Origin of the sequence: Micromonospora sp. NPDC005305 (assembly GCF_040607315.1) — a bacterium.
GTDB lineage: Bacteria > Actinomycetota > Actinomycetes > Mycobacteriales > Micromonosporaceae > Micromonospora.
In genome coordinates, this window is the sequence record NZ_JBEXGL010000001.1 from 535,780 (window position 1) to 557,816 (window position 22,037).

Here is a 22,037-nt window from a genome sequence, read left to right on the forward strand (position 1 = left end):
CGAGGTGTGTGTCATCCTCCCTGCGGCGGGCCACGGGGACGGCCGCCGGCGCCGGTGGCCGAGGGAGGGGTCGGTGGCTGAGGACGAACTCACGCAGACCGGTATCCGGGTCGGGGGGTGGCTGCCCGCCGTGCCGGCCGAGCCCGCCCGCGCGGGGGAGCCGCCGCCCGGGTCCCGCCGGCTGCCCGGCGACCCGGACGCCCCGCCGCCCGAGCCCTCCGCCCCGCCGGTCCCGGACGTGCCGGGTGGCGCCGACCAGGCCGAGCCCTCCGCCCCGCCGGCCCCGGACGTGCCGGGTCGCGCCGACCCGGCCGCGCCACCCGCGGCGGCCAGGCCCGCCGCGCCGGTGCGGCACTCCGCCCCGGAGGGCGTCACGGCCCGGCTCGCCGGGCTGGTCAGCCCGGCCGCGGACAGGGTCCGCACGGCGGTCGGCGTGGCGCCCGACCAGCCCACCCGGGTCGGGGTGGCCCGCGCCCGGCGTCGCCGGCGGCGGATGATCCTCGCGGGGGCGGCGCTGACCGCGCTGGTGCTGGTGCTGGCGTACGCCGGCCGGGGCGCGGAACCGGACGGCCGCCCGGCCGCGCCGGCGGCCGCGCCCACGGCCCCGGCCCCGGCGCCGACCGCCGCGCCGCCCACCGTGGTGCCGGTGACCGGGAACCCGGCCCTTCCCGGCGGGCCGCTGCTGAACCTCGACCAGGATCCGGTACCGCCGTCGGTGTCGCTGACCGTGCTCGGCACCCGGGACTGGCTGCACTGGGGCGGCACCGGCGCGGCGAGCGTCCAGCGCAAGCAGCGCGGCACCGGCGAGATCGGTGAGCTCGGCGGCGACCGCCTGGAGCACAACGCCGGCGCCGCCGCTCTCACCTGGACGGACGGCACGCCGACGGCCCGGCAGGACGGGACCCGGTCCGGGGTCTTCCAACGTGGCGCGGGGAAGAGCTTCGCGCTGAGCGTGGCCGGCAGCGGCGACCTGCGGACCGTCCGGCTCTTCGTCGGCGCGTTCTCGGCCGGCGCCCGGCTCGACGTGCGGCTCTCCGGCGGCGGCGACCCGGCCGTCCGTGAGGTCGCCCTCGCGTCCGGCGACCGCTTCTTCCAGTACGTCGTCCACTTCCGCGCGCCGCGCGGCCAGCGGCTGCTAGTCACCTGGCGGGCGCTCAAGGTGGTGGGCGCGGAGAACGACGGGGTGACGGTGGAGGCCGTCACGGTGAGTTGAGTCGCCGTCGCTACCGATTGGTAACGAAGTGGAAACTGGCCCCCGCCGGCATATGGCGCACCGCGGCCCATGATGGAAACGTGAACCGGCGGCCGGAGCGCGGCGGTGAGCGGAGGTTCGGTGGGGCAGCAGGACCACGGTCGGGTCGGTGGCCGGACGTCGTACCCGCACGGGCAGACGCGGTCGGCGCTCCGCCGGCTCGCACGGGCCCGGCAACGGCGGCGCTGGCTGCTGGAGGTGCTGGCCGCGTTCGCCTGCCTGGCCGCGCTGGTGGCCTACCTCGGCACCGAGCGGCACGACACGCCCCGGGAGGAGAGCGCCGTGCTGCCCGTCGCGCCGACCGGCCGCCCCGTGCTGCCGCCCCCGGGCGGCACGCAGCCGGGGGCCGTCACGCCCGGGCTGCGTCCCCGCCAGCGCCCACCCTCGCCCAGCCCGTCGCCGTCCACACCCGCGGTGCCGCCGACGCTGACCGTGAGCCAGTCCGACGTGCCCGCGCGGGTCGACCTCAGCGCGGTGGGCGCGGTCGACTGGGTCCAGTGGGGACACCTCGGCGCCCGGACGCCGGTGCGCAAGCGGCACGGCTCCGGCGGCATCCGCGACGAGGGCGGCCGGGGCCGCCGGCAGAGCTACAGCAACAACCCCGAGGCGTACGCGTGGCGCGACGGCGCCCCGGTCGGCTCGGCTGACGGCACCATGTCCGGCGTGTACACCTGTGACCGGGGCAGCGGCTTCACGCTGGCGGTGGCCGCCGACGGCCAGTCCCGGACCGTGCACCTCTACGCCGGCCTGTGGATGGCCCGCGCCCGCCTCGACCTGCGGATCTCCGGCGGCGGGCCGGCCAGCACGGTCCGCCTGGAGGACCCGCACACCGTGCGGACCGCCGACTTCACCATCCGGTTCCGCGCCCCCGCGGGCGCGAAGCTGCTGATGGACTGGACGGTCGAGGAGTCCCTGGGGGACTGCGGGAACGTCAGCCTCCAGGCGGTCGCGCTGCGCTGACCGCGATCGTCCGGTGCCCGGGGGCGGGCCGGGAGCAGCTACTAGGGGTTGCTTTCCTTTCCAGAGCTGTCCACAATCGGCTGTCGTGGGTAGCGTGTATCGGATCGGCGAGTTCGCTAAGCGGGTGGGCCGTTCGGTGAGCACGGTGCGGCGGTGGGAGGCGGAGGGCCGGATCTCGGCCCGTCGTCTGCCGTCTGGGCAGCGGTATTTCGACGATTCGGATGTGCGCAGGGTGCTTCAGCCGGGCTTCGACGCCGACCGGCGGAAGGTTGTGGTGTATTGCCGGGTGTCGTCGCCGGGTCAGAAGGTCGACTTGGCCTTGCAGGTGGCGGCGATGCAACAGTTCTGCCTCGCTCGTGGTCTGGCGGTGGATGAGTGGATCAGCGAGGTCGGCGCCGGGATGGACCTTCGCCGTAAGAAGTTCCTGGCGTTGATGGACGCCGTGGACCGGGGTGAGGTTGGCACGCTGGTGGTGGCGCACCAGGACCGGTTGGCCCGGTTCGGGTTTGACCTGGTGGAGCATGTGGCGGCGCGTGGCGGCTGCGAGATCGTCGTGGCCAACCAGGAGTCCCTGTCCCCACAGCAGGAGCTGGTCGAGGACCTCTTGGCCGTCGTGCACACCTTCTCGCACCGGCTGGACGGTTTGCGCCGCTACGAGAAGGAGTTGAAAAGGGCGGACTTGACCATGGAGGGTGACCGGTGAAGGTCACCCGCATCGCCTACTCGGCCCCACTGAATCCGGGCAAGTACGCCGCCCTGATGGAGCAGGCCCGCCGGTTGGGTCGGGTGCGCAGCGAGGTGTGGCAGCGCTACGGCTCGATCAACGGTGTCGGGGCCGGACTGCGGGACCGGCAGGTGCGGGACCGGTGGCTGACCGACGGCACGCATGTGCAGTTCGCCGTGTTGGCGAATGCGTGGAAGGAAACCGTGCGCGACGCCATGGCCGACATCGCCGCCAACCTCGCGGCGGCCAAGGTCGACGTCCGGCGGGCGGTCAGCCGACGCACGAGCGATCCGGCCGAGCGTAGGCGGATGTTCACCGCGCTGAAGGCCGACCAATGGGCTGAGGATCCGTTCCTGTCACGGCAGATGCGCAAGCACTGGAAGCGTGGCCGCAACCGCACGCACGATCAGATCGTGGTACGCGCCGACAAGTACCACACCGCCGTGGATGGGCGGGGCCGGTTGTGGCTGGCGGTCCCCGGTCTCGAGCCCCGCAAGATGGTCAGGATCCCGCTGTCCACGACGGTCGCCCCGACCGGGACGCTGCGGTTGATTTTGCGCGGCGGCCGGGTGGAGGTGCACTACCAGATCGACGCGGCGACGATGCGGTCGTCGCAGCGGCCGTGCGGCGAGGCGACGATCGGCGTGGACAAGGGCTACACCGAAGCCCTGACCGACTCCGATGGTCAGCCCCACGGTGCCGGGCTCGGCGACCTGCTCACCCGCGAGTCGGACCGGTTGAAGGAACGAAACCGCCGTCGGGCGAAGCTACGCTCGATCGCCAACAACGCCGCCCTGCGTGGGGACCACGCGAAAGCGCACCGGATCAAGGTCAACAATCTCGGCACGGTGAAGCGGGATCGGCAGGCGGCCCGGCATCGGGCACGGGTGCGCACGGAGGTCTTCACCGCGGCGCACGAGGTCGTGGACAAGGCCGGCACCGTGATCGCCGAAGACCTGACCAAACGCTTCACCGGCCGCAGGAAGCTTCCTAAGAAGATCAACCGGCGTCTCGCCGCGTGGACCAAGGGAGTCACCGCCGAGGCCCTGAAAAGCGTGTCGGAGCGCAGAGGTTCTGCGCTCGTACACGTCAACGCCGCCTACACCTCACAAACCTGTCACCGCTGCGGCCGGTTCGGCCGACGTAGTGGGGACCGGTTTCACTGCACCTCGTGCGGGGTGGTGTGGCAGGCCGACGTGAACGCCGCGATCAACATCCTGCACCGAGCCGGCGACCCCGACATCGCCCTGCACACCCCACACCACAAGGTGAAGCAGATCCTGCAGGACAGGACCGATCGCCACCGGACCAGACTGCCGGTCCAGGACTCCAGCCCAGCCACCAACGGGCGGAGAGCGAACCATCCGAACCGCTCAACTATGAGCAATAAGTAGGAAGCAGGGACACCGATGCCCGCGAGCAGGTGCTGGACAGCCCCGAGGGCTGGGTGGCCGAGCACATCCGGCGATACGTGGAGACCGGCGGCGCGGAGGGCCACGAGTGGCGTCCCGGCGTCTTCACCCTGCTGCTGACCACCCGTGGCCGGCGCTCCGGCAAGCTGCGCCGTACCGCGCTGATCTACGGCCGGGACGGCGACGCGTACCTGGTGGTGGCCTCGCAGGGCGGCGCGCCGCAGCACCCCGCCTGGTATCTCAACCTGCTCGCCGATCCCGAGGCGCAGGTGCAGGTCGGGCCGGCCACCTTCCCGGTCCGGGCGCGCACCGCGACGGCGGAGGAGAAGCCGCGGATGTGGCGCACCATGACGGCCGCCTGGCCGGCGTACGACGAGTACCAGACTAAGACCGACCGGGAGATCCCGGTGGTGGTGCTGGAGCGGCTCTGACGCCCGGGCCGGGAGGTGCGGGCGCGACCCGGACGCGGGGACAGTTTGTCCGTCGCGGCCGGGGCGGGACGCCGTAGTTTTTCGCTGTCCCCGTCCGACCATCCGCTGTGGAGGCTCGACCGATGAGCAGCAGTGTCCGCGTCGTCCGTTCCCTTCCGCCGTCCGACGGCGACGTCCTGCGGGAGATTCCGCTGCCGCCGTACGTGACCGGCGAGGACGCTCAGTTCGCGGTGCGGGCGGTGGTGGTGCACGCGCCACGGCGCTGGTCCGGCGGGACGATCTGCCGGAACGACGCCAGCCCGCACCCGTGCCGGCTGCACCGCTGGGGCCGGCGGGTGCTGGCGCTGCGCGGCCTGCCGCCGGCCGAGATCGACGCGCTCATCGAGCGCGGGGACCCCACCGCCGAGCCGGGTCCGCCCCGGCTCGGCGCCTGAGCGGGCTCAGCAGACCGCCGGCTTCGCCCACGAGCACTCCAGGCCCTCGGGCGCCCGTGGCGAGTCCGGCGCCGTCGGCACCGCCACCCGCGCCGTGGTCGTCCCCTTCGCCGTGTACGAGGCCAGCGCGATCGCGATCTGGTCCTCCAGCCCCTTGACCGACGAGGTCAGGTAGTTGTTGAGCACGACGGAGAAGGCCAGCACGTGCCCGTCGGCGTCGGTGGCGTAGCCGGAGAGGCCGGACACCCCGGTCAGGCTGCCGGTCTTGGCGTGCACGTTGTTGGCGGCCGCCGTGCCGGCCATCCGGCTGCGCAGGGTGCCGCCGACGAACCGCTCCGGGTTGCCGGCCACCGGCAGGGCCGCGTACCAGGTGCCGAACCAGGGTTCGGCGCGGACCGTCGAGAGCAGCGCGACGAACTGGGCGGGCGGGATCATGTTGCGCCGGGACAGCCCGGAGCCGTCGCGCTGGCGCAGCGTGCCGGTGTCCATTCCGGAGTCGCCGACGTACTCGCTGATCGCGGTCAACCCGGCGGCCCAGGTGCCGGAGCCGGAGAGGACCCGGCCCAGTTCCTTGGTGAGCACCTCGGCGTGGCCGTTGTTGGAGAGCTTGAGGAACGGCACCATCAGGTCGGCCAGCGGCATCGAGTCGTGCCGGGCGACCGGCTTGGCGGTGTCCGGGGTGGCCTGGCCGAGCACGGTCCGGCCGAGCACCCGCACGCCGTGGCGGCGCAGCGCCGACCGGAAGATGTCGGCGGCGTACCCGGTGGGTTCCCAGACCGTCATCCAGTCGCTCTCCTCGGCCTGGCCGACGGCGATCTGGCCGGTCACCACGATGGTGTTCCCACCGTGCTCGCGCTCGAAGGCGATCGTCGTCTCGCCGGTGGCGACCGTCTGGGCCCGGTTGTCGATGCGCAGCCAACCGTTGGCCGGCGTCATGGTGACCTTCGGCCGCGCGCCGGCCTGGGTGCCCGGCGCGGCGTGCACGATCACGGTGCCGGCGTCGTAGTCGGTGTCCGGGGCGACGGTCAGCGCGGAGACCTGTGCCGCGTAGTAGTAGGACTCGTCGTCCCACGTCCAGTCCGGGCCGAGGCGGGTCCGGTCGTAGCGGGTGTCGTCCGCGACCAGGTTGCCGGTCACCACCCGTACGCCCGCGGCGGCCACCTGGGCGGCGAGCCGGTCGTAGTCCTCGGCCAGCATGGTCGGGTCGCCCCCGCCGCGCAGGTAGAGGTTGCCGGAGAGCAGCCCGGCCCCGCGGACCCCGTCGCCGGCCACGTCGGTGGTGAAGCGGTGCCCGGGGCCGAGCAGCTCCATGGCCGCCGTCGAGGTGAGCAGCTTGGTGTTCGAGGCGGGGATGAGCCGGCGGTCCCCGTTGCGGTCGTAGAGCGTCTCCCCGGTGGTGGTGTCGACGACGACCACGCCCGCCTGCGCCCCGGCCAGCCGGGAGTCGGCGAGGATGGCGTCGATGGTCGCGTGCAGCCGGGTCTGCGCGGGGGTGGGCGCTTCGGCCGTGGCGGTGGGCGCGCCGGCGGTGGCCGCGGTGGCGACCAGCGCCAGCACCGCGAGCGCCCTGGGGAAGAGACGACGATGCATGTGCCGATGCTGCCATGGAGCTTTCCTCCAGAGAAGACTCCACAGCGAAAGTTATTGACGAATCCCGGTGGATTACCCGCCTGACGGGGGAAGAAACATTCCCGGCCGCCGTCCCCGCCCGCCCGGTGTCGACTGACCCGGCTCTATTTGACGGATGCCCGGGCAGGGGGCACCGTAGGCCGTGAGGGGCGTTCGACCTGCCCCGGTTTGCACGGCGAAGCCTGATTCGCCTTCCCGGGGTCCCGACCGGCCGCGTGGGCCGCATCGACCCGCCCGCGATTCCCGAACCAGACACGAGGAGTTCCGCCATGCTGACCATGACCGACAACGCCGTACTGGTGATCCGCGACCTCGCCAACCAGCAGGACGTCGCCGAGGAGGGTGGCCTGCGGATCGCCGCCGACACCGACGCGGGCTCGCTCTCCATCGAGCTGGTCGAGCAGCCGGCCCAGGGCGACCAGGTGATCGACGCCCAGGGGGCCCGCATCTTCCTCGACGCCGACGCCGCCGAACTGCTCAACGACACCTCCGTGGACGCCACCGTCGACGACGAGGGCATCGTGCAGTTCGGCTTCACCGACAAGGAGTGACTCACCCGGCGCGGCGGCTCTCACCACCGCGCTGCGGCCGGCCGGCGCGCCCCCGCTCCGGGACGTCCTGGCCGGCCCGCCACGGCCCGCCGCGCTGCTCCCGCTCCGGGCGGAGCAGCGTGGCCAGCACGTGCGCCAGGTGGTGCGACGTGCTCCAGGCGATCCAGTTCGCCGGCGAGCCGGCACCCGCGCCGCGCCGCGCCCGCCGCACGATCTCGTGGTCGCCCCAGGAGAAGCTCGCGCCCGCGGCCGGCCAGTGCGGGGCCGCGACGAGCGTGCGGCACAGGTCGGCGAAGCGGTCGCCGCCCCGGCGCGACCACCGGTAGACCCACCACGCACCGGTCGCGGTGTAGCGCAGCGTCGGCAGCCGGTCGCCCGGCCCGTCCGCCCCGGGCACCGCACAGCCCACGCCGTAGTCGCCGTAGCCGACCCCGAGGTCGACCAGGCGCTGCCAGAGCTGCCAGTCGAAGCGGTCCAGGCGTACCGGCTCGTCCGTCGGCAGCCGGGCCAGCGTCGGCGGCATCCCGCCGGCCGCCACCGTCACCGAGCGCCAGGCGTGCCGCCGGGCCCACTCCACGAGCCGCCCGATCCGGGGCTCGGCCGACCGGACGTCGGCCGGGCAGCACACGTCCCCCGCGTCGACGAGCAGGTCGCACTGCTCCGGCACCAGCCGGGCCAGCCGCCACACCCGTTCCAGCGCTGCCGTGGTCGCGTCCGGGCCGGCCCGGTCCTGCCCGGTCCGCAGCCGGACCACCGCCCGCCGCGCGTACTCCCGGGCGGCCGCGCCGTGCGCCACCAACCGCCGGTCGCCCTCCGCGAGCCCGATCACCGGCACCAGCGGTACGCCCCAGCGGACCAGCTCGCTCTCCGCCGACTCCGGCAGCGCCGACACGTCGACGGCGGGAAGGAGCCCGGCCGGCAGCCGGCCGAGCAGGTCCACAGTGCACGGATCCACCGCGTGGACGTCGATGACCGGGGCGAGCAGCGGAGCGGTGGCGTCGTCGAGATGGGCCAGCGCCTCCAGCTCACCCCGGCGACCGGCCAGCACAGGGCGGTAGACCGGTTCCGCCGCCCGACCCCCGTGGGCGGGCACCATACTTCAATGTAGCGACCCGATCGCGTTCCGCCACAGGCTTTCCGGACCTCGTCGACAAACCATCCGTCCTGGTGACGGGCGGCGCCGCGGTCGGGTCCGGGCGGAACCGTCCGCCCGGACCCGCGGCCCGGCAGTCAGTCGTCGCCGCCGGACCGGTCGCCGCCGTGGTCGTCGTTCCGATCGTCGCCGCCGTGGTCGTCGTCCCGGTCGTGCGTCCGGCTTCCGTCGGCCGTCCGCCGCTCGACCTCGACCACGGTGCCGTCAGCGCGGTCGACCTTGATTTCATACGTGGTCCCGGCACGGGCGACCTTCACGCTCCACACGGGACGCGCGTGCTCGGTCTCCGCCTCGATCTCCACGATCCGGCCTCCGTCGAGCAGGGCCAGCGCCACGCTGCCGGCCTGCTGCCGGTCGACCGCACCAGACGGCGACGTCTTCGGGGCGCCGCGCGTGGGGGCCGTGCCGGCCGTCGCGGAGTCGTCCGTGCCGGGCTTGTCGTCGGCCGTGCCGGGCTTGTCGTCGGCGGTCGTGGGGTTGTCGTCGGCGGTGCCGCCGACCGGGTCGGTGACGTCGGCGGTCACGGCGGCCGGCGCGGTGGCCGGATCGGAGCCGTCGGCCGTGGTCACGCCGATCGCCCCGCCGGTGACCGCCAGCACCGCCGCCCCGCCGACCGCCGCCAGGACCAGGGAAGTTCGTCGCATCGTCTCCACCTCTCCTCGTTGTCTGCCGAGGATCGGTCCGGGACGGCTAGCGCCGCGCTACCGGAGGTCCAACACCCGGTTAAGGCCGCGCCGGCCCGAGCCGGAGCGTCACCACGGCTCCGCCGCCGGGTCCGCCGCCCAGCTCCAGCCGGCCGCCGCTGGTCCGCGCGGCCCGGTCGGCGATGTCCAGGCCCAGCCCGGTCGATCCGGCCCGGCTGGCGCCCCGCCGGGCCGACCCGGCCGGCAGTCCCGGGCCGGCGTCCGCCACGGTCAGTGCCACCCGCCCGGCGTCCCGGCCGAGCCGGACGGTGAACGGCGTGCCGTCCGGCGTGTGCGCGAACACGTTGCCCAGCAGCGCGTCCACGGCGGCAACCAGCTCGTCACCGGCCACCCGTACCGGCAACGGCCCGGGTGCGAGGTCGAGCGTCACGCTCCGCCCGGTGTCCTCGGCGAGCACCGACCAGAAGGCCACCCGCTCGGCGACCACCGCGGCGGCGTCGCAACCGCCGCCCTCGGCCGCCGTGCTGCGCCAGCGAGCCTGCCGGATCACGCCGGTCACCGCCCGCTCCAGTCCGTCCACGGCGGTGGTCAACCGGGTCGCGTCGTCCGGGTCGCGCAGCGACTCGGCCTCCAGCCGCAGCACGGTCAGCGGGGTGCGCAGGCGGTGCGACAGGTCGGCCACCTGCTCGCGCTCCTCGCGCAGCAGCACCTGGATCCGCTCGGCCAGGTGGTTCAGGGCGCCCGCGACCTCCCGCAGCTCGGCCGGTCCGGCCGGCTCGACCCGGGCGTCCAGCTCGGCGTTCGCGAGCCGGTGGGAGACCGCGCCCAGGTCGGCGATCGGCCGGACCAGGGTACGGGCCAGCCGGTCGGCGAGGCCCAGTCCCACCAGCACCAGGAGCAGGCCGAGGAGCGCCAGCACCAGCCAGGCCCGGGTCACCCCGGCGGTCAGCTCCGCGCGGGGGACGACCGTGCGGATCACCGCGGTCCCGTCCGGCCGGCCCTGGACCGCGATGACCACCTCCCGGCCGGCGGCGGACTCGACGGTCAGGCTCTGCCCCCGCGCGGCGAGGGCCACCGCCGGGGTACGCGGCACCCGCACGCCGAGCACGGTCCCGTCCGGCAGGAACACGCTCACCTCGCGCCCCGAGTCGGCGGCGAGATGGTCGACGGTCAGCCGGACGGTATCCCGGTCGGCCGTGCCGACCACCGCCACCAGGCCCTGCGCGTCGGCGGCGGCCCGGACCGTCGCCCGGTCCGCGGCGACGGTGCGCACCAGCACGGCCAGCGGCACCAGGAACGCGACCATGACGAGCACCCCGACGGCGGCGACCAGCAGCGCGAGCCGGCCCCTCACCGGCTGCTCCCCGGCGCGTCCAGCCGCACCCCGACGCCCCGGACGGTGTGCAGGTAGCGCGGTTCCTGGGCGCTCTCGCCGAGCTTGCGCCGCAGCCAGGACAGGTGCACGTCGACGGTCTTGTCGGCCCCGCCGTACGGGATCCGCCAGACCTCGGTGAGCAGCTCGCGCTTGGTGACCACCTGCCCGGGCCGGCCGGCGAGGTGGTGCAGCAGGTCGAACTCGCGGGGCGTCAGCTCGACCGGCACCCCGTCGAGCGTGACCTGCCGGGCCCGCGGGTCGATCCGCAGCCCACCGACCACGAGCACCGGGTCCGTGCCGGTGTCGGCGGTGGAGCGGCGCAGCACGGCCCGCGCCCGGGCGTCGAGTTGGGCCGCGGTGAAGGGCTTCACCAGGTAGTCGTCGGCGCCCGCGTCGAGCATCCGGACGATCTCGGCCTCGTCGTCGCGGGCGGTCGCCACGATGACCGGGACCGAGCTGACGGCGCGCAGCATCCGCAGCAGCTCGCCGCCGTCCAGATCGGGCAGTCCCAGGTCGAGCACGACGAGGTCGGGCTGGTCGTCCAGCGCTTCGCGCAGCCCGTCCAGCGCGGTCGAGGCGGCGGCGACCGCGTGCCCGCGCTCGCGCAGAGCCCGGAGCAGCGTGGCGCGGATGGTCAGGTCGTCCTCGATGAGCAGCAGCCGGGCCACGGTTGGCAGGCTAGTCGCTCCGGCCGCCCGGATCCGCCCTCGTTAACCCGGCCTTAGCGTTCCCCGAAGCCCCGCACAACCCGGGATCGGGGAGACTCGGGGCATGGGCCGTCGTCCGATCCTCGCCGCCGCCGGGTGGCTGGCCACCACCGCCGCCGCCACCCTCGTCGGGCTGGCCGCGGTCCAACTGGTCGGCAGCGGCATCACCGGCACCCCGGGAGGCGTACGCGACCCGCGGGAGGTGGCCCGTGCGCTCGCCTCGCCCGCGCCGGTGGCCACGACGCCGGGCACGGGCCCCACGGCGGGCGCGACGCCGACGGCCGGCGCGGCGAGCCGCCCGCCGGCAACGAGCGGAACCGCGCGTACCTTCCGCACCGCCGGAGGGACGGCACTCGCCGAGTGCGTGCCGGGCGGGGTACGGCTGGTGTCCTGGTCCCCGGCGCAGGGCTATCGGGTGAAGGACGTCGACCGGGGGCCGGACGACCGGGTCGAGGTGCGCTTCGTCGGCCCCGAGGGGGAGCACGAGCTGCGCCTGCGCTGCCGTGGCTCCGAGCCGGTCGCCACCCCGGACGACTGATGTTTTCCCAGCTCAGAGGGGTTAATTGTCCTTGATCGGACAGTGCCGTCGCTGGTTGGTGGACGGTGGGCCGGCATAGCTTCGGGAGCATGCCGTCGCCGCACCGGCGGCAGGAAGGACCCCCATGTCCAGCTCCAGATCGAGGCGGGGCCCGGCCGGCCAGCCCGCCGCCGACATGGCGGAGATCGCCCGTGCCGACAGCGAGATCAACTCCTGCGCGCCGGCCGGCCTGCCGGCCACCGCCCGCGTGCTGTTCGCCGTGGTCGACGCGAACGGCGCCCTGGTCCGCGGTCTCGGGGCCACGTCGGCCACCCGGCTGGCCGCCGGGATGTACCAGGTCGGCTTCGACCAGGACGTCGCCGGCGCCGCGTACATCGGCACGGTAGGCCCCGCTGCCGGCGGCCTGGCCCCACAGGGGGCGATCACGGTGGCGCCGCGAACCGGCATCCCCAACGCGGTCTTCGTCGAGACGTACGCCGCGAGCGGCCACACCGACCGGCCGTTCCACCTGGCCGTGCTCGCCTGACCCCCCGCGGGCCGCCGCTCTGTGGCAGCATCGCGCGGTGCGTCCCCACCGCCTGGTCGTCGCGGCCGCGATCCTGCTGGCCCTCGCCCACCTGGTCGGACGCTGGTACGCCCAGCCGCTGCTCCCGGCCGCGCAGGCCCTCGCCTGGTGCGCCCTGGCCGGAGCCGCCCTGGCCGCACCCGACCTGCCCCGGCGCGCCCGGTACGGGCTGGCGGTGGCCGGTCTCGCCGTCGCCGTGGCGCTCCGTCCGGGTAGCGGCGAGCGGCAGTTCCTCTGGGTTGGGGAGCCGCCGGTCGAGCCAGGGTGGAGCGGGGACCGACTCCTGTGGGGCGTCGCCGGGATCGGGCTCGCGGTGGCCGTGTCCGCCCTGCCGAGGCGGGCGCCGGATCGGCGTCGCACGGCGGTCGCCGTCGCGCTGGCCGGGCTGGCCGGGCTGCTCGCCGTGTTCCGTGAGTCCGTCGCCCTCCTGCCCCCGTACGTGCTGCCGCCCGACGCGGCCGACGTGCTGCCGCCGTACCTCGTGCTCGTGACCTTGGCCCTGGTGGCCCTGGTCCGGTCGGGGTCGGTGTCCGTCACCCTGGGCCTGGGTCTCGCGGCGGTGGCCGCGCTCGGCGTGGCCCCGCCGGCCTGGCCGGCGGGCGGCGCACCGGGCCCGGGTCTGGTCTTCTACAGCGTGGAGGAATACCAGGTCCGGACGACCGCCGGCGGGATCTGGGCCGACCTGCTGGGGTTCCTCGCGGCGGCGCTGGTGCTGGCCGGGTGCCGGTGGGCGGAACGGGCGCGCACACGAGCGCACGGCGCCGCCCGACCTGGGTCGTAACGTCGCCGCGCTCTGGCCGTCTCCCACCACCGCAGCCGTACGGCGGTACGAAAGCGGGGACCTGGCTCGACCGGCCCAGCCCGCACCGGTCTTGTGAGCGCACATGCCCGTCCTGATGGGATCCAAACCCCGCAGAGGTGGGGAATTCCACCATTTGCGAGTCCCGGCGTGAGCGGCGCGGGGACCGGGTATGAGCGGGCCATGGAGCATTTCACGATCGCGACCGTCGCCGAGAAGAGCCCCGACTTCCGCCGCGTGCTGTGGACCGGCCAGCACACCCAGCTGGTGATCATGACGATCCCGGCGGGCGGGGAGATCGGCGAGGAGGTCCACGAGGACATCGACCAGATCCTGACCTTCGTCAGCGGCACGGGCGAGGCGCGGGTGGCCGGGGAGAAGAAGGAGGTCGTGGCGGGCGACCTGGTGGTCGTCCCGGCCGGCACGAAGCACAACTTCGTCAACACCGGCCCCAACCCGCTGGTGCTGTACACGGTGTACGGCCCGCCGGAGCACGCCGACGGCGCGGTGCACCGGACCAAGGAGGAGGCCGACGCGGCCGAGGAGGCCGGCGAGGACGAACCGCCCACCTCCTGACCGCCGCCGACCCGCTCCCCGCGCTCCACCACCGTGCCGTGGTGGAGCGCGAGCCGGGTTGAGCTGCAACATTCCTGCACATCACAGCCATTGACGTTGATCTCTGCACGGGCCTAGCCTGCTGGTGCGGGAAAGCCCCTTCCTGGGCCTCGCCACCCCGCTACCGGAGACCGGGCCTCCGGTGGGGCGCACCGACCGTCGCGACCACGGCCAGGCGTCGGCCCCCAGCCGTGGCGGTCCACCACCACGTGCCTCAAGGAGGAACACCGTGCAGACCTCACGTGCCCGGCTCCGACGCCCGCTGCTGCTCGCGGCGGGCGCCGGGATCACCGCGGCGGCGCTCGCCGCCGGGACGGTGCCGTCGGCCTTCGCCGCCACCGTCTTCTCCGACACCTTCTCCGACAGCCGGATCACCATCCTCAACGACCCGAACCGGTCCACCCGGATCTGCGTCAAGTACCAGGGCGTGCCGAAGGGCAGCGAACCGAAGGAGATCGGCGAGGCGCCGACGGGGTGAACCGCCTCTACTCCGCCGGCGACATCACCTACCGGTAGGGCGGTCCGGCGCGGGCGCCCCGCCTCCGGGGCGCCCGCGTCACACCGTCGGCACGCCCGAGACGTCCACCGTCTCCGGGTACTTGAGGCCCGCGCCGGTGTTCAACACCACCACCCGCTCGCCGGGCCGGATCCAGCCCCCGGCCCGCAACTGCCGGGCGGCGGTCAGGCAGGCCGCGCCCTCGGGGCAGAGCAGCAGCCCCTCCCGGGCGGCGAAGTCACGCAGGTCGGCGAGGATCTCGGCGTCCTCCACGGCGATCGCGGTGCCGCTGCTCTCCCGCAGCGCGGCCAGGATCAGCTCGTCGCCGAGCGGGGCCGGCACGGTGATGCCGAACGCCAGGGTGTGCGCGTCCGCCCACGGCGTGGCCCGCGACTCGCCGGACGCGAACGCCCGGACGATCGGCGCGCAGCCGGTGGACTGCACGGCGACCAGGCGGGGCAGCCGGTCCTCCACCCACCCCAGCTCGCGCAGCTCATGCAGCGCCTTGTGGATGCCGATGAGCCCGACGCCGCCCCCGGTCGGATAGATGATCACGTCGGGCACCTGCCAGCCGAGCTGCTCGACGATCTCGTACCCCATGGTCTTCTTGCCCTCGAGCCGGTACGGCTCGCGAAGCGTGCCGGCGTCGAAGACCCGCCCGCCCGACTCGGCGACCAGCGTGGCCACCCACCGGCCGGCGTCGCTGATCAGGCCGTCCACCAGCCGCAGGTCCGCCCCGGCGGCGACGCACTCCCGCCGGCAGATGGTCGGCGCGTCGAGCGGCATGGCGATGGTGGCGCCCATCCCGGCCCGGGCCGCGTACGTCGCCCAGGCCGCACCGGCGTTGCCGTTGGTCGGCATGGCGATCCGCTCGACGCCCAGCTCACGGGCCCGGCTCACACCGACCGCCGCGCCTCGGGCCTTGAACGACCCGGTCGGGGTCAGCCCCTCGTCCTTCACGATCAGGTCCGGGATCCCGATCTCCTGCCCGTAGGCCGGCGCGCGCAACAGCGGCGTCCAGCCCTCGCCCAGCGTGGTGACGAAGCGGGGATCGGCCACCGGCAGCAGCTCCCGGTAGCGCCACAGGTCGGCCGGGCGGAGCCCGAACTGCTCGGGGGTGACCGCCGCGGCCACGGCGGCCAGGTCGTAGCGGGCCAGCAGCGGGGAACCGCACCCGCACAGGTTCTGCAACTCCTCGGCCGAATGCTGGTCGCCGCAGCGCGGGCACTCCAGGTGCGTCAGGTGCACAAGGCTCCTCAGCTCGGGTCGAGGCTCAGCCAGTGCCGGCTGCGCCGACCCGGCTCGTAGGGGGAGTCGAGGCGCTTGGCCACCACCCCCGGGAGCCCCTGTTCGCGGGCGGTCCGCAGGGCGTCCGCGCCGACCCCCGGGAACCACGGCGGAGTCTGCCAGTGCGGGCCGGTCAGCGCCAGACCGTCGAGCAGTTCCCGGCGCTGCGCGTACGGGACGTCGAGGCTGGTCACGCCCTCCAGCCAGAGCAGGTCGACGGCGAGGAACTGCCCGTCGCGCTTCGTCGGCGGCTTCACCCGCCCGCCCGGGTCGATCCGCACCAGCACGCCGTCCAGCACCGCCTCGACCGGCGCCAACTCCTCGGCCATCGCCCGCAGCCACGGGTACGCCCCGCCGATCTCCTCGTCGGAGTCGTCGAGCAGCCGCAGGCGACCGCCGGAGACGTACGCCATGGCCCGCACCCCGTCCCAGCGCAGCTCGTACCCCCAGGCGGCCTCGTCCCTGGGCAGCCCCTTGCCGGGGGTGGTGTGCATCGGCCGGACCAGCTCGGGCATCGGCGTCCAGCCCTCCGGCGCCGGGTCGGTGCGGCGGACCATCCAGTCCCGGCCCCGGCCCCCGGTGGCGAAGAGCACGTACCGCCCCTTCGTCCGCCGGCCGTCCAGGACCACGATCACCTCGTCGTCGCGCCACTTCTCCACCCGGTAGGTGCCGGTGTCGTGGACGGTCATCCTCCCGCCGCCGTACTCGCCGGCCGGGATCTCGCCGTGGAAGGTGAGGTACTCCATCGGGTGGTCCTCGGTGTGCACGGCGAGGTGGTTGCGGCCCGGGTCCCGGGGCAGCCCCCGCGGCACCGCCCAGGAGGCCAGCACGCCGTCGTGCTCCAGCCGCAGGTCCCAGTGCAGGCTCCGGGCGTGGTGCTGCTGGATGACGAACCGGGGCTTGCGCCGCGCGGCCCGCTTCCGCTCCGGGGTCTCCTCCGGCACCGGCTCCGGGGTACGCGCCGCGTCCCGTTTCCGCCGGTACTCCTCCAGCCGGTCAGCCACCCCCGCATTCTCCGGCAGGTCCGGCCTCCTCGCCCGGTTCCTGCCTCTTCCGTCCCGTTCGGCCGCCGCTCGGCGGGTCGCCGGCATGGCGGCGGCCATCACGGGTAGAAGCGTCCGTATGGACCTCGACCAGCCCACCGTCCCGCTCACCGGCGACGTCCGGATTCCGCTGCTCGGCTTCGGCACCTGGCAGGCCACCGGCGACGCCGGGTACGAGGCCGTGCTCGCCGCCCTCGACGCCGGTTACCGGCACATCGACACCGCCACGATGTACGGCAACGAAAAGGAGGTCGGCCGGGCGATCACGGAGAGCGGGCTGCGCCGCGAGGACCTCTTCATCACCACGAAGCTGCCGCCCGACCGGGTGGGCCGGGAACGGGAGACCATCGAGGCCAGCCTGGCCGCCCTCGACACCGACCACGTCGACCTGTGGCTGATCCACTGGCCGCCGTCCTCGCCCGCCGACAGCATCCCCGTCTGGCGCGAGATGCTGGCGGCCCGGGACGAGAACCTGGCCCGGGCCGTCGGGGTGAGCAACTACAGCATCAGCCAGATCGACGAGCTGATCCAGGCCACCGAGGAGACCCCGGCGGTCAACCAGATCCGCTGGAGCCCGTCCCTGTACGACCGGCAGGTGCACGCCGCGCACCGGGACCGCGGGGTGGTGCTGGAGGGCTACAGCCCGTTCAAGACCAGTGACCTCTCCGACCCGGTGCTGGTCCGGATCGCCCAGGCGCACGACGTCTCGCCGGCCCAGGTGGTGCTGCGCTGGCACATCGACCACGAGATCGTGGTCATCCCGAAGTCGGTCACCCCGGAGCGGATCCGGGTCAATGCCGACGTGTTCGGGTTCTCGCTCACCGCCGAGGAGATGCGCGACATCGACGCGCTCGGCGGCTGACGGCCAGCGGCGGCGTCGAGCGTGAGGCGGGGCGCGGCCCGTGCGGACCGCGCCCCGGGATCAGGGGGTGTCACGCCCTGGTGCAGGTGCTGCCGTTCAGGGTGAAGCTGGAGGGCGTGGAGAATCCGCCGCTCAGCGTGGCCTGGTAGCCGAAGCTGGTCGAGGCTCCCGGCGCCAACGTGCCGTTGTAGCTGAGGTTCCGGGCGCTCACCGCGGACCCGCTCTGCGTCACGGTGGCGTTCCACGAGCCGGTGATGGTCTGCCCGGAGGGCAGGTTGTAGTTCAGCGTCCAGCCGTTGACGGCGCTGGAGCCGGTGTTGGTGATCGTCACGTCGGCGGTGAAGCCGTTGTTCCAGACGTTGGTGGCGTAGCGCACCGAGCAGGCCGCGTTGCCCGGCGGCGGGGTGCTCGGCGGCGGCGTGGTGGCCGGCGGGGTGGTCGGCGTGGTGCCGCCGGTGTTGACGCTCTGCGAGAACGAGTTGACGGCCAGGCCGACGCCGCCCTGCCACGGCTCGAAGCCGGCCTGGATGCTGGTCAGGTACCAGTCGCTGGTGATCGCGCCCCGGCTCCGGGTGTCGTTGATGAACGCCATGGCGTCGAAGCTCATGCTCGTGATGGGGGACGGCGCCACGTACGAGATGACGTTGTTCGAGCCGTTGCTGCCCAGCCAGACCTCCCAGGTCCGGCCGGCGACGCTGGCGGTGCCGACCACCGAGCCGATCGGCTGGATCGGGCCCTGCCGGTTGAACCAGACCATGATCTCCATCTGGCTGACCCCGTCCTTCTTCGGCGTCGGGTCGAGCCAGATGTCGTACGCGGCGTCGTAGACCGCGCCGCTCACGTAGGTGTAGCTGATGCTGCTCGGCGCGCTGCTGATGCTCTTCACCTGGATCGGCAGGTTGGTGCCGGGCGAGCAGTTGGTGTAGTGGCAGCCCACGAAGATCGACGGGTACGAGACCGGCGCGCCGCTGGTGCTCCCCACCCCGTCCTGACGGGTGATCGAGAAGCCGGTGGAGGTCACGTTGATGCACTGCTGCGCGCTGGTGCCCCAGCGGTTGTTCTGCACGACGTACTTTCCGCCGATGGTGGTCGACCCGTACTGCTCGCAGATCTGGGTGTCGGCGGAGGCGGTGCCGCCGAGCGCGACGGCGACGATCGAGCCGGCGGCCAGCAGGCCGGCCGCGGCGAGGGCCCTCAGTGGACGCTTCATGATGCTCCGATTCGTGTCGGTGGGCGATGCCGGGAGCGCTCCCACGCTTACGCCAACACATTTACATGTCTGAAACTCCAGCGCAACCGTTCCGGTCGGGTCGATTGATGTGACGGCCCGGCGGGGTCCACCGGTCGGGGCGGGATTCCCGCCGGTGGGAGGGCTCCCGGCCGCTGACCGGGCCTCCACGCCAGGGCCGATGGGCACTTCCGCCCCTTGGTTGCGGCGAGTAATGTCTTGCCTCCAACGCGTTCCGAACCCCTCCGGAGGCGTACCCAACAATGGGTGGTTCCCCCCTGCGCATCCTCGTCGTCGGCGCGGGCATCGCCGGTCTCGCCGTGGCCCGGGCGCTGCGCCTCGCGGGGTTCCGCCCCGACGTGACCGAGAAGCTCCCCCCGACCGAGCGCGCTGACATCGGCCTCTACCTCCCGGGCAACGCGGCCCGCGCGCTGCGCCGGCTCGACCTGGACGGCCCGGTACGCCCCCTCGGCGAGGTCATCCACCGCCAGCGCTTCCTGGACGCCACCGGCGCGGCGCTCTGCGAGGTGGACCTCGACACGCTGTGGGCCGGGGTGGGGGAGTGCCGCGCGCTGCCCCGCGCCGAGCTGCACCGGGTGCTGCTCACCGGCGCCGGCGGCGCCGTCCGGCACGGCGCCGAGATCAGCACCGTCGAGCCGCTGCCCGGCGGCGTCGCGGTCGGCTTCACCGACGGCACGAGCGGCGAGTACGACCTGGTCATCGGCGCCGACGGGCCCCGCTCGGCGGTGCGCACCCTGGCCGCGCTCGGCGGCCCGCCCCGCCCCGCCGGCCAGGTGGTCTACCGCAGCGTGGTGCGCGGCGGCCCCCGGGTCGCCGACTGGACCGCACTGCTCGGCCAGCGCGCCGGCTTCCTGGTGGTGCCGCTCGGCGCCGGCCGGCTGCACTGTTACGCCGACGAGGCCGGCACCAGCCTGCCGGCCGACCCGCTCGCCCGGCTGCACGAGCTGTTCGACGACTACGGCGGGCCGGTGCCCGAGGTGCTCGCCGCCCTGGAGACCGTAAACGTGGAGCTCACCGAGGAGGTCGAGCTGGGGCGCTGGTTCCACGGCCGGGTGCTGCTGGTCGGTGACGCGGCTCACGCCACCGCGCCGACGCTCTCCCAGGGCGCCGCCATGGCACTGGAGGACGCCGTGGTGCTCGCCGAGTCGCTGCGGGCCGCCGGCAGCGTCGAGGCCGCCCTGCTCGCGTACGAGAGTCGCCGCCGCCCGCGTACCCGCTGGGTGCGGGACCGGACCCGGGACCGCAACCGGACCCGCGACGTGCCGCCGGCACTGCGCGATCCGTTGCTGCGCGGACGCGGCGGACGGATCTTCCAGGAGCACTACCGGCTGCTGACCGGCCCGCTGTAGAAGGGCCGGTGATCGTAGCCGCCACCCCACGAAGCGGGGCCACCTACCGGGGACTATCCTCCTTGCGGATGACGGCTGCGCAGATCAAGAGCGCGCCGAGCGGGACAACCCAGAACCGGAGGCCACTCGTGACCACCGTCGCACCCAAGCCGGTCGTGACCCGGCCCTGGCCGGTCCGCGAGCCGGTCAAGGGGTCGGCAATCGCGCGGCTGCTGCGCACCACGGACGCGAAGCAGATCGGGATCATGTACATGGTCACCGCGTTCGCGTTCTTCATGATCGGTGGCCTCATGGCCCTGATCATGCGCGCCGAGCTGGCGCGGCCGGGCCTGCAGTTCCTGTCGCCCGAGCAGTACAACCAGCTCTTCACCATGCACGGCACGATCATGCTGCTGTTCTTCGCGACGCCGATCGTGTTCGCCTTCGCGAACTACGTGGTGCCGCTGCAGATCGGCGCGCCCGACGTGTCGTTCCCCCGCCTGAACGCCTTCGCCTACTGGCTGTACCTGTTCGGTGGCACCATGGCCACCGCCGGTTTCATCGCCCCGGGCGGCGCGGCCGACTTCGGCTGGACGGCCTACACGCCGCTGAGCACCGCCGAGCACTCGCCGGGCGTGGGCGCGAACATGTGGGTGGTCGGCCTGGCCATCTCCGGTCTGGGCACCATCCTCGGCGCGGTCAACCTGATCACCACGATCCTGACCCTGCGCGCCCCCGGCATGACCATGTTCCGGATGCCGATCTTCACCTGGAACATGCTGGTCACCAGCCTCCTGGCGATCCTGGTCTTCCCGCTGCTGGCCGCCGCGCTCTTCGCGCTCGCCGCGGACCGCCTGATCGGCGCCCACGTGTACGACCCCGCCACCGGCGGCCCGATGCTCTGGCAGCACCTGTTTTGGTTCTTCGGGCACCCCGAGGTCTACATCATCGCGCTGCCGTTCTTCGGCATCATCACCGAGATCATCCCGGTGTTCTCCCGGAAGCCGATCTTCGGTTACAAGGGTCTGGTCGCCGCCACCATCGCCATCGCCGCCCTGTCGATGAGCGTGTGGGCGCACCACATGTTCGCCACCGGCCAGGTGCTGCTGCCGTTCTTCAGCTTCCTGAGCTACCTGATCGCCGTGCCGACCGGCATGAAGTTCTTCAACTGGATCGGCACCATGTGGCGGGGCCAGATCACCTTCGAGACGCCGATGCTCTTCGCGATCGGCTTCCTGGTGACCTTCCTCTTCGGTGGCCTCACCGGTGTGCTGCTGGCCAGCCCGCCGCTCGACTTCCACCTGCACGACTCGTACTTCGTGGTGGCGCACTTCCACTACGTGCTCTTCGGCACCATCGTGTTCGCCGTGTTCGGCGGCATCTACTTCTGGTTCCCGAAGATGTTCGGCCGGATGCTCGACGAGCGACTCGGTAAGATCCACTTCTGGCTGACCATGATCGGCTTCCACACCACGTTCCTGGTGCAGCACTGGCTGGGTGCCGAGGGCTTCCCCCGCCGCTACGCCGACTACCTGCCCGGTGACGGCTTCACGTTCCTGAACACGCTGTCCACCGTTGGCGCCTTCATCACCGGCATCTCGACCCTGCCGTTCATCTGGAACTGCTGGAAGTCGTACAAGACCGGTCCGGTGGTCGAGGTCGACGACCCGTGGGGCCACGGCAACTCGCTCGAGTGGGCCACCAGCTCGCCGCCGCCGCTGCGGAACTTCGACCGGATGCCGCGGATCCGCTCCGAGCGGCCGGCGTTCGACCACAAGTTCCCCGAGCTGGCCGCGGGCCAGTCGCTGGCCGGCCCGCCGGAGGGCGGCGCCAAGCCGCTCACCGCGGAGTCCGACGGTGGCGCCACGTACCAGGAGGACACCGAGGGCCGGCTCGACAAGAGCTGACCCAGGCCGACCCAAGCACGGGCGCCGCACCCTTCGGGGTGCGGCGCCCGTCGCGTTTCCCGCCCGTCGCGCCGCG

The 22,037-nt window shown here is 73.6% G+C and carries 23 protein-coding genes; 15 read left to right on the forward strand and 8 right to left on the reverse strand.

Annotation, left to right across the window (positions count from 1 at the left end; translation table 11 throughout):
• Positions 1-73: 73 nt before the first annotated feature.
• The 6 genes from ABZS80_RS02555 (at position 74) to ABZS80_RS02580 (ending at position 5,213) form a co-directional block, all read left to right on the forward strand.
• Positions 74-1,213, forward strand: coding sequence for a hypothetical protein (locus ABZS80_RS02555; RefSeq protein ID WP_355054093.1), 1,140 nt, complete (start codon positions 74-76; stop codon positions 1,211-1,213).
• A 105-nt stretch (positions 1,214-1,318) separates the two neighbouring features.
• Entirely contained in the window at positions 1,319-2,212 is an 894-nt protein-coding gene (locus ABZS80_RS02560; RefSeq protein ID WP_355054094.1) for a hypothetical protein, read from the forward strand.
• 85 nt (positions 2,213-2,297) lie between these two features.
• A complete protein-coding gene (locus ABZS80_RS02565; protein ID WP_355054095.1) occupies positions 2,298-2,915 on the forward strand; it encodes an IS607 family transposase in 618 nt (205 codons plus the stop codon).
• A 56-nt stretch (positions 2,916-2,971) separates the two neighbouring features.
• On the forward strand, positions 2,972-4,330 hold the full coding sequence (locus ABZS80_RS02570) for a transposase (RefSeq protein WP_355054096.1): 1,359 nt from the start codon (positions 2,972-2,974) through the stop codon (positions 4,328-4,330).
• Positions 4,331-4,359: 29 nt separating this feature from the next.
• Entirely contained in the window at positions 4,360-4,779 is a 420-nt protein-coding gene (locus ABZS80_RS02575; RefSeq protein ID WP_355054097.1) for a nitroreductase family deazaflavin-dependent oxidoreductase, read from the forward strand.
• Between the two features lie 122 nt (positions 4,780-4,901).
• A complete protein-coding gene (locus tag ABZS80_RS02580; RefSeq protein ID WP_355054098.1) occupies positions 4,902-5,213 on the forward strand; it encodes a hypothetical protein in 312 nt (103 codons plus the stop codon).
• Between the two features lie 6 nt (positions 5,214-5,219).
• Here the strand turns inward: ABZS80_RS02580 and dacB are convergent, their stop codons facing one another.
• Positions 5,220-6,803 (reverse strand): D-alanyl-D-alanine carboxypeptidase/D-alanyl-D-alanine-endopeptidase, encoded by a 1,584-nt coding sequence (gene dacB, locus ABZS80_RS02585; protein ID WP_355054099.1) that lies wholly within the window; start codon positions 6,801-6,803, stop codon positions 5,220-5,222.
• Between the two features lie 308 nt (positions 6,804-7,111).
• On the opposite strand from dacB, the gene ABZS80_RS02590 reads away from it, so the two are divergent.
• Positions 7,112-7,393, forward strand: a complete 282-nt coding sequence (locus ABZS80_RS02590; RefSeq protein WP_355054100.1) for an iron-sulfur cluster biosynthesis family protein — start codon at positions 7,112-7,114, stop codon at positions 7,391-7,393.
• 1 nt (position 7,394) lies between these two features.
• Here ABZS80_RS02590 and ABZS80_RS02595 read toward each other — a convergent pair whose 3' ends face one another.
• The 4 genes from ABZS80_RS02595 to ABZS80_RS02610 form a co-directional block, all read right to left on the reverse strand.
• Entirely contained in the window at positions 7,395-8,489 is a 1,095-nt protein-coding gene (locus ABZS80_RS02595) for a hypothetical protein (RefSeq protein WP_355054101.1), read from the reverse strand.
• A gap of 134 nt (positions 8,490-8,623) precedes the next feature.
• Positions 8,624-9,190 carry a PepSY domain-containing protein gene (locus ABZS80_RS02600; RefSeq protein ID WP_355054102.1) on the reverse strand — a complete coding sequence of 189 codons (567 nt, stop codon included), beginning with the start codon at positions 9,188-9,190 and terminating at the stop codon, positions 8,624-8,626.
• A 79-nt stretch (positions 9,191-9,269) separates the two neighbouring features.
• Positions 9,270-10,544, reverse strand: a complete 1,275-nt coding sequence (locus tag ABZS80_RS02605; protein ID WP_355054103.1) for a HAMP domain-containing sensor histidine kinase — start codon at positions 10,542-10,544, stop codon at positions 9,270-9,272.
• Positions 10,541-11,233, reverse strand: coding sequence for a response regulator transcription factor (locus tag ABZS80_RS02610; RefSeq protein ID WP_355054104.1), 693 nt, complete (start codon positions 11,231-11,233; stop codon positions 10,541-10,543). The genes ABZS80_RS02605 and ABZS80_RS02610 overlap by 4 nt, the downstream gene beginning before the upstream one ends.
• 103 nt (positions 11,234-11,336) lie before the next feature.
• On the opposite strand from ABZS80_RS02610, the gene ABZS80_RS02615 reads away from it, so the two are divergent.
• The 5 genes from ABZS80_RS02615 (at position 11,337) to ABZS80_RS02635 (ending at position 14,267) form a co-directional block, all read left to right on the forward strand.
• The gene (locus ABZS80_RS02615; protein WP_355054105.1) at positions 11,337-11,810 is read left to right on the forward strand and encodes a septum formation initiator; all 474 of its coding nucleotides are present in this window, start codon (positions 11,337-11,339) and stop codon (positions 11,808-11,810) included.
• Positions 11,811-11,934: 124 nt separating this feature from the next.
• The gene (locus ABZS80_RS02620; RefSeq protein WP_355054106.1) at positions 11,935-12,336 is read left to right on the forward strand and encodes a hypothetical protein; all 402 of its coding nucleotides are present in this window, start codon (positions 11,935-11,937) and stop codon (positions 12,334-12,336) included.
• A gap of 37 nt (positions 12,337-12,373) precedes the next feature.
• On the forward strand, positions 12,374-13,156 hold the full coding sequence (locus tag ABZS80_RS02625) for a hypothetical protein (protein WP_355054107.1): 783 nt from the start codon (positions 12,374-12,376) through the stop codon (positions 13,154-13,156).
• 201 nt (positions 13,157-13,357) lie between these two features.
• On the forward strand, positions 13,358-13,750 hold the full coding sequence (locus ABZS80_RS02630; protein ID WP_151463249.1) for a cupin domain-containing protein: 393 nt from the start codon (positions 13,358-13,360) through the stop codon (positions 13,748-13,750).
• Between the two features lie 268 nt (positions 13,751-14,018).
• On the forward strand, positions 14,019-14,267 hold the full coding sequence (locus ABZS80_RS02635; protein ID WP_355054108.1) for a hypothetical protein: 249 nt from the start codon (positions 14,019-14,021) through the stop codon (positions 14,265-14,267).
• Between the two features lie 78 nt (positions 14,268-14,345).
• On the opposite strand, the gene ABZS80_RS02640 is transcribed toward ABZS80_RS02635, so the two are convergent.
• Both ABZS80_RS02640 and ABZS80_RS02645 read right to left on the reverse strand, forming a co-directional pair.
• On the reverse strand, positions 14,346-15,533 hold the full coding sequence (locus ABZS80_RS02640) for a threonine synthase (protein ID WP_355054109.1): 1,188 nt from the start codon (positions 15,531-15,533) through the stop codon (positions 14,346-14,348).
• Positions 15,534-15,541: 8 nt separating this feature from the next.
• The gene (locus ABZS80_RS02645; RefSeq protein WP_355054110.1) at positions 15,542-16,576 is read right to left on the reverse strand and encodes a DNA polymerase ligase N-terminal domain-containing protein; all 1,035 of its coding nucleotides are present in this window, start codon (positions 16,574-16,576) and stop codon (positions 15,542-15,544) included.
• Between the two features lie 118 nt (positions 16,577-16,694).
• Here ABZS80_RS02645 and ABZS80_RS02650 point away from each other — a divergent pair, with 118 nt between their 5' ends.
• Positions 16,695-17,477 (forward strand): aldo/keto reductase, encoded by a 783-nt coding sequence (locus ABZS80_RS02650; protein ID WP_355054111.1) that lies wholly within the window; start codon positions 16,695-16,697, stop codon positions 17,475-17,477.
• A 70-nt stretch (positions 17,478-17,547) separates the two neighbouring features.
• Here ABZS80_RS02650 and ABZS80_RS02655 read toward each other — a convergent pair whose 3' ends face one another.
• Positions 17,548-18,687, reverse strand: a complete 1,140-nt coding sequence (locus ABZS80_RS02655; protein WP_355054112.1) for a cellulose binding domain-containing protein — start codon at positions 18,685-18,687, stop codon at positions 17,548-17,550.
• Positions 18,688-18,968: 281 nt separating this feature from the next.
• On the opposite strand from ABZS80_RS02655, the gene ABZS80_RS02660 reads away from it, so the two are divergent.
• The gene (locus ABZS80_RS02660) at positions 18,969-20,075 is read left to right on the forward strand and encodes an FAD-dependent monooxygenase (protein WP_355054113.1); all 1,107 of its coding nucleotides are present in this window, start codon (positions 18,969-18,971) and stop codon (positions 20,073-20,075) included.
• A 128-nt stretch (positions 20,076-20,203) separates the two neighbouring features.
• Entirely contained in the window at positions 20,204-21,961 is a 1,758-nt protein-coding gene (gene ctaD, locus ABZS80_RS02665) for a cytochrome c oxidase subunit I (RefSeq protein ID WP_355054114.1), read from the forward strand.
• Positions 21,962-22,037: the final 76 nt, after the last annotated feature.